The following is a 17,582-nucleotide window of genomic DNA, read 5'->3' as shown; positions in this document are numbered from 1 at the left end:
GACAGAGGCTTATTGCACATGGCTGCCTCCTGCGGCTGGCGCCGTGGCTGGCACAGCGGCTGGCGTGGGCAGGCGGGGCGCGACGACAGGCTGGTTGGCGCTGTCCGTCGCCTGGGCCGGCGCGGCGGCCGGCTGGCTGCTGAAGCTCAGGCCCCCTCCCTTGCCGCCCTCCCTTTCCACGCTGCGCACCTCGCCCTGGGCACGGCGCGCCTTGACTTGCTCGAGCACGGGATTCGAGCACGAACCCTCGATGAAGTCGGCGCGCAGCAGCTCGCCGTTCTTGGTATCGAGGAACAGGCTGTGCGGATCGCCCAGGTTGCGGTTCGACGCTTCCATCATGCGGCTGCCGCGCGGCAACGTTGCGCCGTCGACCTTGATCACATGGCTGTTCGGCGTGATGCCGCAATAGCTGTACTTGCCTTCCACGTCCGTGGTGAAGTTCGTGCCATCCTCCATGTACAGCCGCACGCCCGGGATGCCCAGTTCCTCGCCGTCCTGCACGTGGTTGTTGTTGCAGTCCACAAACACCTTGCCGGCGATGCAGGCATCCGTCGTGAACACGCCGCCCGTCACCTTCACTTTCGCGCGCGCCTCGTTCGACGGCGGGCCGTTGGTGGTCGTTGCCTGGGCCCGGTTGATGCCGTCGCCCTGCAGCGAACCGACGCCAACGCGCAGGCGGTAGCGGAAGCTGACGCTGGCGTTCGGCGCCAGCGATTCCAGCTTAAAGCTCAGCTGTGGCCCCGGCTTGCCGGAGGGATCGGGCTGCACCACATTGTTGCGCGTGGTGGTGCCGTCGATGTAGCGGAAGCCGGCCGGCAGTTTGTCGAGCACGCTGACGCCGAATGCCGTCGCCACGCCCGTGTTCTTCACCTCGATCGTGTATTGCAGGCTGTCGCCGATCTCGGCCTGGGTCTTGTTGACGCTCTTGCTGATCAACAGCATCGGCTTGTCCTTCGTGTTGAACACCACGGGCGTAAAGCTGGGCGGCGTGGCGCCTGGCGTGGCCGGCAGCAGCAGGGTGTCGGCCGAGCTGGCCAGGGCCAGCACGCTGGCAGGCGCCACCGGCGTATTGCCCCCATTGGCACCGCTGTAGCTGTGGCCGATATTGCGGCCGCCTGTTTCCGAGCCCGGCATGGTGCTCGCATATACCTGGTTCAGCTGCGCCACGGTGGGGATCGCCGCCACGCTGCCGAAGTCGACCAGCACCGTGAAGACGATGTTGCAGCTTTCCTGCGGCTGCAAGTCACCCATGCCATTGAGCAAGCCAAACACGGTGGCGCCGTTGAAGTCGGGATTGGCGACGCAAGCCGTGGCGCTGGCGGGGCGCGCCGTGACGGCCAGGCTGCCCGGCTTGAGGGCGACGCTGGTGGCCGTGGGGAAGACGGCGCGCAGGTTTTCCGCCACCTGCACCATGGTCGAGGTCGGATAGCCGGCAGGATAGCGGTTGGCCGCCTGCACCGTGTAGCTGATCTCGAACTTGCTGGCATCGACTTGTTGCTGCGCCGACACTGCCTTGATGACATCGACTACTTGCCGCAGCAACACCACGGGCGTGGGCGTGTCTTCGCCCGTGAAGGCGACGCCGCCCACGGTATCCGAGGCATTGCCATTGCGGTTAGGGTCGACCTTGTCCGCCAGCGCCGCCACGTCCGCTGCCGTGGCCGCGGCGCCCGCATGGCTGCCGCTATTGTTGGACGCATCGAACACGAGGCTGCCCACGGGGGGCGTGTACGTGGGGTTGGCGGCGATCACGCCAGCCGCCGGGGCGGGCGGCACGCTGATGGCGCCGCCCCCGTTGGCGACAGTGCCGGCCAGCGCGCTGGCAAACACGCTGTTGTTGTACTGCGGCAAAGTCGTATCCTGCACCGTGATTTCCACGGTGAACGTAATGACGCTCAACTCGCCCTCGCCCAGGGCCGCATCACCGCTCAGCAAGCGCAAGTCGCTGCCGCCGCAACCGCCTGTAAAGCCCGGGTTGACGGCCAGCTGCCGGCTGCCGCCAATGGCGGGCGCGGCAGGCGGCGCGACGATGCGGCACGCGACAGGTTCGGGAAAGGCGGCGCGCAGGCTGTCGAGCGCCTGCACGTTTTGCGCCGCGCCCTTGCCCACGTTGCGGATCACCACCGTGTACGGCACGGTGAAGACCTTGGCCGACAGCTGGGTCACCTTGCCCACGCCCAGCGCAGCCCCGATGGCGGGATTCGCCACCTCCGTGACGGCCGTGCAATCAGATGCCTGCGCACAACGCGGCAAGTCGGGACCGGCGGGTACGATGGTGTTGCTCAGGGTGCCGCTGGCCGCCACTTTCGCGCTCACCGTGACGGCGGCCACGGCGTTCGGCGCCAGGCCGGCCGGCACCGTGCACACCAGTTTGTTCGCCGCCAGCGGCGCGCACGTGGTGGGCGCGGCCGGCGTGACGACGATCTCGGCCAGGCTGGCGGCCAGGTCGTCCGTCAAGGTGATGGCGGCCGTGGTGGCGCCGCTGCCGCGGTTGGTGGCGGTGATGGTCCAGCTGACGGTGTCGCCGATGCTGGCATTGGCCTTGTCCGCCACTTTCTTCACCATCACGCTGGGGCTGGTGACATTGGTGCTGGTCTGGCAATCGGCCGGCGCCAGGCACAGCGGCGCATCGGGGCCGGACGGCACGACGCGGTTGAGGGCCGTGCCCGCCTGGGTGACGGTGGCCGACACTTCCACGCTGGCTTCGCCGCCATTGCCGATCAGGCCCGCAGGCACGCTGCAGGTCAGCACATTGCCGGCCACGGGCGCGCAAGTGGCGCGCACGGGTGTGAGCACCACATTCGTCAGGCCGGCCGGCAAGGTGTCGACCAGGGTCATGACGGCGCGCGTGGGGCCGGTGCCCGTATTGCTGGCCGTAATCGTCCACACGACGGTGTCCCCCACATTGGCGCTGGCGCGGTTGACGCTTTTCCGCACGGCCACTTTGGGTCCCGTCAGCACGATGCTCGATTCGCAGCTGTTCGCCTGCGCGCAGGCGGGGTTGTCGGGGCCGCTCGGCATCACGCGGTTCGACAGCACGCCTTCCAGCGTGCCCGTGGCCGTCACGCGCACGCTGCGCGTGCCATTGCCGATAGCCAACTGACCAACAGCAATGCTGCAGCTTTGCACGCTGTTCGCCACCCAGTTCGCCAGCGGCGGGCAAGTCACGCCCGCATCGGCGTTGACCGCCAGCACCGTCAGGTTTGGCGGCAGGATGTCCGCCAGGGTCACCACGCCCAGGTTGGCCACGCCGCCGCTGTTGATGGCGGTAATGGTCCAGATGATGCTGTCGCCCACGTTGGCATTGCCGATGTTGGCTGCCTTCGTGACGCGGATCACGGGACCCGGCATGGTCACCGTGGCCGTGTTCGGCAAGTCATACTGCACTTCCGTCGAGCTGGTGGCGATGATGCTTACGATGGTCGACACGTTGCTGGCCGGCTGGATATACGACAGGCCAAAGCTGTGCAGTTCGTTGGCCGCCAGGCTGGCGGGCAAGCCCGTCACCGTCAGCATGCCGCTGACGGCGTCATAGCTGCCGGCCGCGCCGCTCAAGGTCACGCCCATCAGGCCTTGCGCCAGTTTCAGGCTGTACGTCACGTTCTCGGCCGTGCCGGGACCCACGTTGCTGTAGCTGACGATGCCGTTGATCTGGTCGCCGGCACTGGTGGTGCCGGGGAAACCGTTCAGGGTGGTGGTCACGTCGACCAGCAGCTTGATGGCCGTGGTGGTGGTGCTGCAGTCCGCCGCCTGCGCGCAGACAGGATTGTCCGGGCCGCTTGGCAACACCGTGTTCTGCAGCACGCCGGCCGCGCTGGCCGTGGCCCGCAGCACCACTTGCGCCTGTCCGCCCGGCGCCAGGCCGGCCGTCACGCTGCACGTGACGATATTGCCCGCCACGGGTGCGCAGGTGGCCAGCTGCGTGGACAGCACTTGCACGCCGCTGACGCCCGCCGGCAGGTTGTCGGTCAGCACGATGGCGGACTTGGTCGCGCCCGTGCCGCCATTGCTGGCGGTAATGGTCCAGGTCAGCAAGTCGCCCACGCTGGCATTGCTCTTGTCGACGCTCTTGCGCACCGTCACTTGCGGCGCGACGAGGGTCGTCGTGGCCTGGCAGGCGCCGGCCGTATCGCAGGCGGGGTTGTCGCCGCCGCTGGGCACGACGCGGTTCGACAGGCTGCCGCCCGCCGAACCCCGGCCCGTGATGACGACCTTGCGGCTGCCATTGCCGGCGGCCAATTGACCTGCCGCAATCGTGCATGACTGCACGCTGCCTGCCGTCCAGCTGGCGGCCGGCGGACAGCTCACGCCCCCATCGGGCGTCACGCTGAGCACGACGATATTGGCGGGCAGCACGTCGGCGATGACGACGGCATTTTGATTCGGCAAGTTGCCCGTATTCGTGGCCGTGATGCTCCAGGTCAGGATATCGCCCACGGCCGCGTTCACCTTGTCGACCGTCTTGCTGGCGCGAATCACGGGGCCCGGCAAGTTCGTCGTCGCCGTATTCGGCAAGTCGTTGACGATTTCCGTGGAACTGGTACCCACCACGCTGGTAATGCGCGAGCTGTTGCTGGCCGGCTGGGTGTAGAACAAATTGAAGCTGGCGCTCTGGCCCGCGATCAGGGTGGCCGGCAAGCCGCTCAGCACGTACATGCCCGTGGCGCTGTTGTAGACGCCGCTGATGCCGAGCGCGCCGCTGACGGGGCTGAGGGACACGCCGCCCAGGCCCGCTTCCAGCTGCAGGCTGTAGCTCATCGTTTCCGCCACGCCAGGGCCCACATTGGCAAACGTCACCACCCCGCGGATGGCGTCGCCCGCATTGCTGCTGGCGGGAAAGCCGTTGAGGGTGGTGGTCACGTCGACCAGCAGTTTCGACACCACCGTGGTGGTCTGGCAATCACCGGGCACGGCGCACGCGGGGTTGTCCGGCCCGCCCGGCAGCAGCGTATTGACGAGGCTGCCCGACAGGGTTGCCGTGGCGCTCAGCTTGACGGTGGCGCTGGCGCCGGCGGCCAGGCCGGCCGGCACGCTGCAGTTGACGACATTGCCCGCCGGCGCGGCGCAAGTGACGGGCGCCGTCGGCGTCACCAGCACGTTCGCCAGGCCCGCAGGCAAGGTATCGGCCAGGGTGGCGATGGCCGTGCTGGGACCGCTGCCGCTATTACGCAAGGTCAAGGTCCACGTCAGGGTATCGCCCACGTTGGCAGCCGTCTTGTCGACAGTCTTGCTGGCGTTCAGCAAGGGCGCGCTGACGGTGCTGGTGGTGCTGCAATCGCCCGCCTGCAGGCAGACGGGGTTATCCGTGCCGCTGGCGCTGACGCCGTTGACGAGACTGCCAGCGACGGCGGCCCGCGCCGTCACTTGCAGCGTGGCATTGCCGCCGGCGGCCAGGCCGGCCGGCACGCTGCACGTGAGGACGTTGCCGGCCAGCGGCGCGCAGGTGACGGGCGCGGCAGGCGTGACGACGATATTTGCCAGGCCTGCCGGCAAGGTGTCGGTGAGGGTGGCGACGGCCGTGCTGGCGCCCGTGCCGCTGTTGGCCAGGGTGACCGTCCACGTCAGGCTGTCGCCGATGTTCAGCGCCAGCTTGTCGACACTCTTGCTCAGCGCCAGGCTGGGGCTGGTGATGGTGGTCTGCGTCTGGCAGCTGTTGGCCTGGAAGCAGGCTGGATTGTCCGGGCCGCTCGGCATGACATGGTTGGCCAGGTTGCCGCCCGCGCTCGCCTTGCCGGTCAGCACGATCTGGCGCTGGCCATTGCCGGCCGCCAGCTGGCCGATGGCCACGCTGCAGCTCTGGCTGCTGTTGGCCACCCAGCTGGCCAGCGGCGGACAGGTGACGCCGCTGTCGGGCGCCACATTCGTCACGACGATATTGGCTGGCAGCAAGTCCGTCAAAATGACGGCGCCCTGGTTGGCCAGGCTGCCCGTGTTGCTGGCCGTAATCGTCCAGATAATTTCCTCGCCGACATTTGCCACGGCCTTGTTGGCCGTCTTGCTGACGCGAATGATGGAGCCGGGCATCGTGACGGTGGCCACGTTGGGCTGGTCGTTCGGCACTTCCACCGATGTCGTGGCGATGCGGCTGACCACGGTCGACAGGTTGCTGGCCGGCTGGATGTAGCTGAGCTGGAAGCTGAAGCCCTGCCCCGCCGCCAGGGTGGCCGGCACGCCGCTGAAGGTCACCAGGCCGGAGCCGCCGTTGTAGCTGCCCGTCACGCCGCCGAGATTGACGCCGGCCAGGCCGGGCGCCAGTTGCAGGCTGTACGTCACGCCTTCGGCCGGCCCGGGGCCGATATTGCTGAAATTGACGGTGCCCGCAATCGTGTCGCCCGCATGCGTGCTGCCGGGGAAACCGTTCAGGGTGGTGGTCACGTCGACCAGCAGTTTCACGGCCGTGCTGGTGGTGCTGCAATCGCCGGGCTGCGGGCAAACAGGATTGTCGGGGCCGCTCGGCACCACCGTATTGACATAGGCCCCGGCCCCATTGGCCACGCCCTTGACGACGATATTGAGCGTGGCGCCTGCCGCCATGCCGGCGGGAATGGAACACACGAGCTGGTTACCGTTCGGCACCGCGCACGTGGCGGGCGACGCGGGCAGCACTTGCCACAGGGTCAGGTTGGCCGGCAAGGTGTCCGTCAGGGTGACGATGCCCATGGTCGCGCCCGTGCCCGTATTGGCCACGGCGATCGTCCACGTCAGCGCCTCGCCCACGTTGATGTTGCTCCTGTCGACGGTTTTACGCACGGCCACCTGCGGGCTGAGGATGGTGGTGGCCGTCTGGCACGAAGCGGCCTGGGCGCAGGCGGGATTATCGGGTCCGCTCGGCAGCACTTTGTTGCCCAGGCTGCCGCCGGCCGTGCCCCGGGCCGTGATGGCGATGCTGCGGCTGCCATTCACGGCGGCCAGCTGGCCTGGCGCGACGGTACACGCTTGCGCGCTGTTGGCCAGCCAGCTGGCCAGCGGCGGACAGTTCACGCCCGCGCCCGGCGTGACGGACAGCACCGCCACGTTGGCGGGCAGGATGTCGGTCAGCGTCACCACGCCCAGGTTGGCCAGGCTGCCCGTATTCGTGGCCGTGATGGTCCAGGTAATCGTCTCGCCCACGTTGGCCGTCGTCTTGTCGGCCAGTTTCGTCACGCGGATGATGGGGCCGGGCACGGTTGCCGTGGCCGTGTTCGGCAAGTGGTTCGCCACTTCCACCGAGGTGGTGGCGATGGTCGACGTCACCATCGACAGGTTGTCGGCCGGTTGCGTGTAGCTGACGTTGAAACTGGTACTCTGGCCATTCGCCAGGCCCACGGGCAAGCCGCTGAGGGTGACGACGCCCGTGGCGGAATTGTAGCTGCCGGCGGCGCCCGTCAGGACGACGTTGCTCAGGCCGGGCGTCAGTTGCAGGGTGTACGTGACGCCTTCGGCGGGGCCCGGTCCCACGTTGGCATAGGTGACGGTGCCGGAAATCATGTCGCCCGCCAGGGTATTCGGCGGGAAATTGTTCAGGGTGGTGGTGACGTCGACGAGCAGCTTGACCACCGTGGTGGTGGTGCCGCAATCGCCGGGCAGCACGCAGGCGGGAGTGTCGGGACCCGATGGCAGCACGCTGTTGACGGCGGCGCCAGCCACGGTGACCGTCGCGCTGACGACGATTTTCGCCGAGGCGCCGGGGGCCAGGCCGGCCGGCACGCTGCATGCGAGGTTCTGGCCCGCCACGGGCGCGCAGGTGGCGGGCGCCTGCGGGCTGACGACGACGTTCGTCAGCCCGGCCGGCAAGGTATCGGCCAAGGTGACGGCGCCCGTGCTGGCGCCCGTGCCGCTATTGCTCACCGTTAAGGTCCACGTGAGCGTGTCGCCCACGTTGATGCTGGCCTTGTCGACGGTCTTTTTCACGGCCACGTTCGGGCTGGTGACGGTGGTGGTGGTCTGGCAATTGGCCGGCGTGGCGCAGGCGGGATTGTCGATGCCGCTTGGCACGAGGCTGTTGGCCACCGTGCCGGCCGCATTTGCCACGGCCTTGATGGTCACCGTTGCCTGCATGCCGCTGGCCAGCCCTGGCGGCACGGTGCACGTCAGCGTATTGCCGGCGGGCACGCCGCAACTGGCGGGCGCCACGGGCAGGATCTGCAGCGCGCCCACGTTGGCGGGCAAGGTGTCGGTCAGGGTGATCGGGCCGTTCGTGGGGCCGCTGCCGCTGTTGATGGCTTTCAGGGTCCACGTGATGGTGTCGCCGAGGTTGACGGTGGTCCTGTCGACGCCTTTCGTCACGGCCACGCTGGGGCTGGTCACCGTGCTGGTGGTGGCGCAGGCGGCAGGCGTGGCGCAGGCCGGGTTGTCGGCGCCGGACGGCACGACGCTGTTGTTGTAGGTGCCCGCCGCGGCAGGCTGGGCCGTGACGATGAAACCGGCGCTGCCGCCGTTCGCGGCCAGGCCGGCCGGCACCGTGCAGGTGAGGATATTGCCCACCGGCGCGGCGCAGGTGGCGCTGCCGACCAGCGCCACGTTCAGGTTCAGCAGGTTGGCCGGCAAGGTATCGGTCAGGGTGATGGGCGCGGTGCTCGCGCCGTCGCCGTTATTGGTCGCCGTGACGCTCCAGCTCAGGCTGGCGCCGATATTGATGCTGGCGTGGTCGACGGATTTCGTCACCGCCACCTTGGGGCTGGTGATCGTGGTGACCGTGCGGCAATTTTCCGCCGTGGCGCAGGATGGATTATCGGGGCCGGTCGGCATGATGCGGTTGGCCAGGCTGCCGCCCGCCGTCGCGTGCGCCGTGATGGTGACGCTGCGGCTGCCGTTCAGGGCCGCCAGCTGGCCGGCGGCGATGGTGCAGGTCTGGGTACTCGACGCCACCCAGGCCGCCAGCGGCGGACAGTTCACGCCGGGACCGGGAAGCACGCTGGTGACGGCCAGGTTGGGCGGCAGCAGATCGGCCAGGCTCACGACGCCCTGGTTGGCGATATTGCCCGTATTGCTGGCCGTGATCGTCCACGTGATGTTCTCGCCCACGTTGGCCGTCAGCTTGTCGGCCACCTTGGTGACGCGCACGTTCGGCCCCGGCACCATCACGGTGGCCGTATTCGGCAAGTCGTTGGCCACTTCGACGGAGGTGGTGCCGATCACGCTGGTGACAAACGAGGTGTTCGTGGGCGGCTGCGTATAGCTGAGATTGAAGGTGACGCCCTGCCCGGCCGCCAGGTTCGGCGGCAGGCCCGACAGGACGATGAAACCCGTGCCCGCGTTGTACACACCCGTCACGCCGCCGACGGACACGCCCGTCAAGCCAGGCGGCAATTGCAGCGTGTATGTGACGTTTTCCGCCGCGCCCGGTCCCATGTTGCGGTAGGTAACCGTGCCGCTGATGGCATCGCCCGCATTCGTCGAGCCGGGAAAGCCGTTCAGGGTGGTGGTAACGTCCACCAGCGCCTTGCTGACCACGGTGGTGGTCTGGCAGGCGCCCGCCGTGGCGCAGCTGGCGCCATTGCCGCCGGACGGCGCCACGCTGTTGACGAAATTGCCGGCCGCCGTCGGCACGCCGGTGAGGCTGACCACGGCACTGGCGCCCGGCGCCAGGCCGGCCGGCACACTGCAGCTGAGCGTGTTGCCGGCCAGCGGCGCGCAGGTGGCGGGCGCCGTGGGCGTGACGACGATGCTGGCCAGGTTGGCCGGCAAGGTATCGGTCAGGGTCAGGATGGCCGTGGTGGCGCCCGTGCCGGTATTGTTCGCCGTCAAGGTCCACTGCACGGTGTCGCCGATGAAGGCGCTGGTCTTGTCGACGCTTTTTTGCACGCGCACGAGCGGGCTGACGATGCCCAGGCTGTCGCTGTCGACGTTGTTTGCGGGGATGGGGTCCAGCGTGCTCGCGCCGGCCGTGGTGGTGATCGTCAGGCTGCCGCTGGCGGGCAGGTTGAAGGTGGAACTGCAATTGATGCGCGAACCGGGAATGAACGGCGACACGGGCGCGCTGCAGGTGGCCGTGGCGCCGGCGGGCAAGCCGCTCATCACGCAGGTGGGCGCGGCCGCGCTGTCGGGACCGTTGTTCGTGCACACGCCCGTCACCGTCACGGGCGAACCGGCATTGTAGGGACCGGCCGGCACCGTCGTGACGGCTTGCATGTCCGCCTGCAGGCGGCGGTTGCTGATAGTACACGTGACGGGCGCCTCGGGCATGGTGAAGTTGCCCCCGTTGGCCGCGCCGCTGGAAATGACGGCCGCCGTATCCGTACGCACGCAGCTGTAGCTGCTCTGGTACTGGGCCAGCACGGTGGCCGTGCCCGCGTTTTCCGCAAACGTCGCGAGGTTGCCCACGCGTACCACGGCGCTGGCCGTGGCGCCGTTGCCGCCCTGCACGCCCGCCGTGCCGTTGGCATTCATGATGAACAGGCCGCTGTCGCTGGCCGGCGCCAGCACCTTGAGCACCGTCAAGGTATTCGTTTTGACGGTGGCCGTGGTGCTGCTGCTGTTGTTGCTCAGATCGCTATCCGTTTCGTTGGGCGAAACGGTCACATTGGCCGTATTCACGATGCTGGCGGCGTCGCCCGGCGTGGCCGTGATCGTCACCGTCAGGTAGGAGCCCGCGGTGGGATCGCTGACGGCGCCATTCACGGGCAGGTTGCCCATGGTAATGCTCACATTGTTGCTGCCCGAACCCGAGGTTTTCGTGCCGCAGGAAGCGCTGCCGCTGGCGGCGCAGGTCCAGCTGACATTGCTCAGGCTGGCGGGTAGCACGTCGCTGAAGGTGGCGCCCGCGCTGAGGGCCGGACCGCGGTTCCACACTTTCATGGTGTAGCTCAGGGGCTTGCCGACGGAAAACTGCGCCGGGCCCACCTTGCTGACGGCCAGGTCCGTCTTGCTATTGGTACAGTCGGCATAGGAGCTGGCCAGGCTGGGGTCGCGCAATTGTGCAGCGGGAATAATTTCCGTCACATTGTCGGGACGCGTCCAGCGCATGTGCAGATAATTGATGCCGCCCACGTTATTCCACAGGACGCGGGCCAGATAACAGCCGCCGGGCGTGGCGCTATTGAAATTGCCGGCCAAATTCTGGAAATCCGTTTCATTATTCGAATATTCGGCCACGCTGCCCACGGCCACGTTGTACACGGTATTGCGGTAATTGGTCGAATACTGGGTCGAGAAATCCACCTTCACGTCATCGTCGTGCGCGACGCTGAATTTGTAATTGCCCGCCTGCGGAAACACCACCAGCGTGTACATCACGCGGCCCATGATCCAGGCCCGGCAGGCAGGCGACGTCTGCTGCGTATCGAAGTTGCATAGCTGCCCGGGATTGGCGGCCGTGCCATTGGCCCAGTCCAGCTGCGCCGAGGTGCCCGTGCGCGCCGCGTTGGCGGCGGGATTGGCGGCCAGCGCCGCCAGGCTGGCGAGCCGGCCCGTGCTGCCCGCGTTGAAGCCGTTGTTGTAATTGGGCGCGGGCGGATTGGCCGGCACCCGCTCGATGCCGCGGTAATCCTCCCACAACACCTGTGCGGCGGCGGGCGCTGCGGCGCCCAGCAGCAGGGAAGCGAGCGCCAGCGGCACAACATGACACTTGGAAAGATGCCGCAAGCGGCTGCGGCCGGCAAGCGCGGCCAGCATGCCCAGATAGCGCCCGGCGGACGAAAAAGCTGCATGGCGGCCGGAACGGCCTGCCGTTTCCTGGTGTGTTTTGATCATGTTGTTCGCTAAGAAATGTACCGCTGCAAGATGCAGGACAATATAAAAATGACATTTATTTGTCATGATTATATGAACAAGTAACAGTTCAAGCGTACGACAACAGTGCTTTTTTTGTTTCCAACAATGAAATTAAATTATCTCGTTGATATTTCGCAACACATTCCTCAAATTAATCGTGTAGTCACGCTGACATTCTATTTTTTACTGCATACTGATTAGCTCGACATAATATTTAAATTATCATTTACATAATCATGCGAAACTATCAAACGCGTAGTTTGTTTCCCAAAAGAAATTATTAATGCCAATTAACAGTATTTATTGAAATACGTCTTTTCCCTGCCTGCGCGGCAAATTCCCCATTTGCTCCTGCGCCGCCGCATATTCACGCCGCATATTCTTTTTCCGGCGCCTGTTCTTGATACCAATTTCACGGCATGCACGTCCATTTCCCTGCAAGACAGGGCAGGCGGCAGGGGAAATTGGTCCTGCAAAACGGACGCGCAGGCGTCGCGGCTATCGCACCGGTGCCCGGATCGCTTACTATCGCCCCATCGCGCCCTGCGCCACTACCGTGCCATCCCTTTGCCAGGAGTCCTCATTGATGCCCCATGTCCATCGCCGCCTGCTGCTGGCCTGCGCCTGCGCCTTGCTCGCGGCCTGCAGCCCGTTTGCCCCGCCGCCCGCTGCCTCGCTCCCGGCGGCGCCCGTAGCGACGCCAGCCATGCAGGCGCCGCCGTGGCAGCAGCCGGGCGTGCGCATCCTGCACATCGCCCCGCAGGAATCCCTGCTGACCATCACCGTGCGGCGCGGCGGTGCGCTGGCCCGCCTGGGGCATGACCACGTGATCGCCAGCCGTACCCTGCAGGGCGTCGTGGCACCCGCGCCGGGACGCGCGCAATTCCAGTTCCGGCTCGACGAGATGAGTGTGGATGAAGCTAGCCTGCGCCAGGCGGCGGGACTGACGACGACGCCGTCGCCGGACGCCATCGCGGGCACGCGCCACAACATGCTGGTGCGCGTGCTGGAGGCCGAACGCTATCCGTGGGTACGTATCGACGCCCGGCGTATCGACGCCCGGCTCACTGGCGACGGCGAAGTGCTCGACGCGGACATCACCCTGCATGGCGTGACGCGCACCGTGCAGCTGCCCGTGCGGATCGAGACGGCGGCCGACGGGCGGAGCCTGCAGGCCAGCGGCAGCCTGCTGTTAAAACAGAGCGATTTCGGCATCGTGCCCTTCGCCGTGCTGGGCGGCGCCATGGCCGTGCAGGACCAGATGGAACTGGCGTTCCGCATTACCGCCCGGCAAGAGATCAGCGCGCCAGGATCAGGCGCAAGCCCAGGCCGATGAAGATGGTGCCGGCTACGCGGTCCAGCCACAGGCCGGCGCGCGGGCGGCGGTTCAGCCACAGGCCCACGGCGCCGGAAAAATAGCCGAGCAGGCCGAACAGCACGCAAGCCTGCGCCGTGAAGACCAGGCCCAGCTGCGCCGTCTGCCAGCTGGCGTTGCCCTGGCCCGCGACGATGAACTGCGGCAGGAACGAGAGGAAGAACAGCACGACTTTCGGATTGATACTGTTGGCAAACAAGCCCTTGCCGAACAGGCGCAGCAGCGATTCGTCGGGCAAGGCCGCCGCGCCATCGACCTTGGCGCCGCCGCGGCTGCGCAAGGCGCCGATGCCCAGCCACACCAGGTACAGGCCGCCAGCCACTTTCAGCGTGGTAAAGGCGGCGGGCGAGGCGGCCAGCAGGGCCGACACGCCGATGGTCGCCAGCACCGTGTGCGTGAGGCAGCCGAGGGCGCAGCCCAGGCCGAATGCCATGCCCTGGCGGCGCCCGCGCGACATGCCCACGCCCAGCACCATCAGGTTGTCGGGGCCGGGACTGGCGGTAATGAGGACGGCGGCGGCCAGGAAGGCCAGGAACTGGTCGGGACTGAGCATGGAAGACTCGCAGGCAAAAGGCGACATGATACCGGAGCGGGCGCCATGCCGGCAGGACATGAAATTGCCCGTGTGCCACCGAGAGTCGATTAAAATGGGCACTCCACAGCAAACGGCGTTGCCGCCAGTTCCCGCGCGACCATCACCCTACCCATCGATGCCAGCCTTCCCGCCCCCTACCAGCCACCGCGCTTCCAGCTCCCGCGTCAGCGCCTGGCTATGCGGCTGGCTGTTCGGTTTTCTATTCAGCCTGCTGGGACTGGCGGGCGCGGCGCAGGCGGCACCTTTACCTCTGAGCAAGCAAGGCATCGCGCACCTGGGCAGCGGCGGGCAACTCTTTTTCGCCGGAGATGAAGCAGCGCCTGCCGATGCCGCCGCCCTGCCCGCCTGGCTGGCGCGCCAGCGCCCTGCCGGACAGGTCGACCTGTTCGGCGGCGCCTACTGGCTGCATGCGCAGGTGCGCAACGACAGCAACGTCGCGGCCTGGGTCATCGACCCGAACGACACCCTGATCGACCTGGTCGACCTGTACGTGTATGGCCCCGGGCCCCACGCGGCGCCGCAGACCTTGCTGACGGGCTACCAGCGCCCGCATGAATATTTGCTGCACTACGGCAAGGACGTGCAGCTGGCGCCAGGCGCCACGTATGACATCCTGATCCGCTTTTCCAGCCCCTATTACGCGCGCGCCCCCATGTTCGGCGTGAAGACGCAGCACGATTACCGCAAGCTGGTGGGCAAGGAAAATTTCCTGATGGTGGCGTCCATCGGCGCCCTGCTGGCACTGGGCCTGTTCAATTTCTTCATCTTTTCCATCACCCTGGAAAAAGCCTCGGCGTATTACGCGCTGTATGTGCTCACGTACGGCCTGGCCTGGGCCATGACCTTCCACGTCTTTGCCGACCTGTTCGACTGGCACCTGCTGCAGCTGCATTACGTGCCGTTTTTCCTGCTGCCCGTCTTCAGCACTTTGTTCTACACGCATTTCCTGCGCCTGCGCGACTACTCGTCCCTGCTGTACCGCATCAGCAAGGTCAACCTCGTGCTGCCCCTATTGCTGCTGCCCAGCTGCTTCTTCGCCCTGTCGTATGCGCACACGCTGGCCACGATCGCCATCAGCATCTGGATGCTGCTGGCGCTGATCTGCGGCATCGTCGTCTGGCGCCGCGGCTACCAGCCGGCGCGCTTCTTCGTGCTGGCCTTCGTCGCCCTGATGCTGCCCGGCTTCCTGATCCTGCCCGCCAACCTGGGCCTGATGCCGGCCATGGTGGCCAACGCCCAGCTGGTGACCCTGCTCGGCGGCACGCTCGACGGCTTGCTGCTGGCCTTTGCCCTGGCCGACCAGATCCGTTTGCTGCGCAACAACCTGGAACAGCGGGTGCAGGAACGCACCCTGGCGCTCACCCTCAGCAACGATGCCCTGCTAACGGCCAAGGAGCATGCGGAAGTGGTCAGCCGCCACCGCATCGACTTCCTGTCGGCCATGAGCCACGACATCCGCACCCCGCTGGCCGGCGTGATCGGCATGCTGAAATTCGCCCTGCGCGACCAGTCCGTCAAGGGCCGCACGCAGGAATACCTGCGCATCGGCCTGCACAACGGCGTCTCGCTCCTGACCATCCTCAACGACATCCTCGATTTCTCGAAGATCGACGCGGGCAAGCTGACCCTGGAAACCGTGGACTTCGACCTGCTGGCGCTGGTCGGCGACGCGGCCGGCATCGTGCAGGGCCAGGCCGACGCCAAGAGCCTGCTGCTGCGCCGCGAACTGGCGCTGGACCTGCCCCGCTACGTGCGCGCCGACCCCACGCGCCTGCGGCAGATCCTGATCAACCTGCTGGGCAATGCCTTGAAGTTCACGGCCAATGGCGAAGTGCTGCTGGAAGTGCGGCGCGCCCGCACGCCGCCGCGCCGCGACGGCCGCAGCGAAATCGACTTCATCATCAGCGACACGGGGCCCGGCATCGACGCCGACACCTTGCCGCGCCTGTTCCAGAAATTCGAGCAGGCCGACCATTCCACCACGCGCCGCTACGGCGGCACGGGACTGGGCCTGGCCATCTGCAAGGAACTGGTCGAACTGATGGGCGGCACGATCGGCGTGGAAAGCCGCGTCGGCATCGGTTCGCGCTTTCATTTCACCCTGCCGCTGCAGGACGGCAGCGCGCCGGCGGCCGACGCGCGCCGACCCCAGCGCCACGCGCGCCACGCCTGCCGCCTGCGCATCCTGTGCGCCGAAGACGTGCGCACCAACCAGATCATCATCGGCACCCTGCTCGAAAGCATGGGCCATGACGTGACCATCGTGGAAAACGGCGAGCTGGCGCTGCGCGCGCTGGGGACGGGCGCCTACGATTGCGTGCTGATGGACGGCCGCATGCCCTCGATGGACGGCGAACAGGCCGCGCGCCTGATCCGCGACGGCGGCAACGCCGAATTCCCCATTCCCGACACGCACATCCCCATCCTCGCGCTGACCGCCAACGCCAGCGAACATGACCGGCAGCGCTACCTGGCCGCCGGCATGGACGACTTCCTCAGCAAGCCCGTCGACGAAGCGCTGCTGTTCGAGAAAATCGACGCCATCATCGACCTGCTGCTGGCGCGCGGCCACGCCCTGCCGCCGGCCGTGTCGAGCGAGGACGAGAACCTGGCGCGCCAGTTCGGCCTGGACGGCGGCGAGCCGCCCGCACCGGCCGATCCCATGACGGCGCCCGTGCACATCCTGCCGCTGGCGGGCCTGTCGCCGCAGCACTTGCAGCGCATCGCGCAAGCGTTCCTGACGGAAGCGCCGCGGCGCCTGGACCTGGCATGCCACGCCGTGCGCGACGGCAATGCCAGCGCGGCCGCGGCCGCCTTCCACGCCTTGAAAGGCAGCGCCGGCTACCTGAGCCGCCCCACCCTGCACAGCCTGTGCCACCAGATGGAAACCCTGGCCTCGAACGGCCAGCTCGATAACGTGGAACAGTTCCTGCCGCAGCTCCACGCGGCGCTGGATGCGGCGCGGCGCGACCTCGAAGTTCAGCCTGGCGCCTGAGGCATCCAGCCATGCGCCTGCAGCCACGCCAGCAGCAGCTGCGGCCACGCGGCCGGCTCGCTGCCCCGCTTGCCCAGGCCCCAGCCATGGCCGCCTTGCTGGAACAGGTGCAGCTCCACGGGCACGCCCGCGCTGCCCAGGGCGACGGCCATCAGCCGGCTGTTCTCGGGCGGTGCAATCGGGTCGTCCAGCGCCTGCGCAATGAACATGGGCGGCGTGCGCGCATCGACGTGCAATTCCACGGACATGGCGTCGCGCGCCGCCTGCGTGGGGTGGCTTCCCAGCAGCTGCTTCTTCGCATGCGTCGTGTCGTATGGCGGCTGCATGGTCAGCACGGGGTACAGCAGCACGGCAAAGTCGGGCCGCGCGGACACGGCATCGAGCGCATCGGCGGGCGCATAGCGGGCCGCGTCGGGCTCGACGGCCGTCATGCCGGCCAGGTGCCCGCCGGCGGAAAAGCCCAGCATGCCGATGCGCGCCGGATCGATCCGCCACTCTTTGGCACGCGCGCGTATCACGCGCATGGCCCGCTGGCCATCCTGGAATGGCGCGGCCACCCCGCCGCCTTCCTGCGGCAGGCGGTACACGAGTTCAAACGCCGTGATGCCCTGCGCCTGCAGCCAGCTGGCGGCAGGGCCGCTTTCCTTGCCCGCCTCGATATGCGCATAGCCGCCGCCGCTGACCAGCACGATGGCCGTGCCGTTCGGCTGCGCCGGGCGGTGCACGATCAGATACGGCTGATCGACCTGCGTGATGGAACCCTTGGCGCTGTCGCGCTGCGGCCCCGGCGCCGCGCCGCCGGGCGGCGCGCCCGGCCACAGCACGATCGCGCCGGGCGGCGCGGCGCCCCCGTGCAGGTGGACGAAGACCAGGCATAGCAGCATCAGGCGTTTCATGGGCAAGCTCGCGCAGGGAACAATGAAACG

Annotated in this window: 5 protein-coding genes; 2 read left to right on the top strand and 3 right to left on the bottom strand. The window is 67.3% G+C overall.

All coding sequences use genetic code 11. The features are described 5' to 3' along the window. Nucleotides 1–9: 9 nt before the first annotated feature. Entirely contained in the window at nucleotides 10–11,670 is an 11,661-nt protein-coding gene (locus VPH41_RS08250) for a hypothetical protein (RefSeq protein ID WP_328569552.1), read from the bottom strand. Nucleotides 11,671–12,277: 607 nt separating this feature from the next. On the opposite strand from VPH41_RS08250, the gene VPH41_RS08245 reads away from it, so the two are divergent. Then, nucleotides 12,278–13,027, top strand: coding sequence for a YceI family protein (locus tag VPH41_RS08245; RefSeq protein WP_328569551.1), 750 nt, complete (start codon nucleotides 12,278–12,280; stop codon nucleotides 13,025–13,027). On the opposite strand, the gene VPH41_RS08240 is transcribed toward VPH41_RS08245, so the two are convergent. Continuing rightward, nucleotides 12,990–13,619, bottom strand: a complete 630-nt coding sequence (locus tag VPH41_RS08240) for a LysE family translocator (protein ID WP_152259387.1) — start codon at nucleotides 13,617–13,619, stop codon at nucleotides 12,990–12,992. The genes VPH41_RS08245 and VPH41_RS08240 overlap by 38 nt on opposite strands. A gap of 118 nt (nucleotides 13,620–13,737) precedes the next feature. Between VPH41_RS08240 and VPH41_RS08235 the strand changes: the two genes are divergently transcribed. Beyond that, complete coding sequence (locus tag VPH41_RS08235; RefSeq protein WP_328569550.1) at nucleotides 13,738–16,656, top strand: hybrid sensor histidine kinase/response regulator; 2,919 nt, start codon at nucleotides 13,738–13,740, stop codon at nucleotides 16,654–16,656. Here the strand turns inward: VPH41_RS08235 and VPH41_RS08230 are convergent. Then, on the bottom strand, nucleotides 16,641–17,552 hold the full coding sequence (locus VPH41_RS08230) for an alpha/beta hydrolase (protein WP_328569549.1): 912 nt from the start codon (nucleotides 17,550–17,552) through the stop codon (nucleotides 16,641–16,643). The two genes, VPH41_RS08235 and VPH41_RS08230, sit on opposite strands and share 16 nt — an antisense overlap. Between the last annotated feature and the right edge of the window lie 30 nt (nucleotides 17,553–17,582).

The organism is Janthinobacterium sp. P210006 (assembly GCF_036231885.1).
GTDB lineage: Bacteria > Pseudomonadota > Gammaproteobacteria > Burkholderiales > Burkholderiaceae_D > Janthinobacterium > Janthinobacterium violaceinigrum.
The sequence above is the reverse complement of the archived record's forward strand: the minus strand, read 5'-3'. Positions and strand labels throughout refer to the sequence as shown.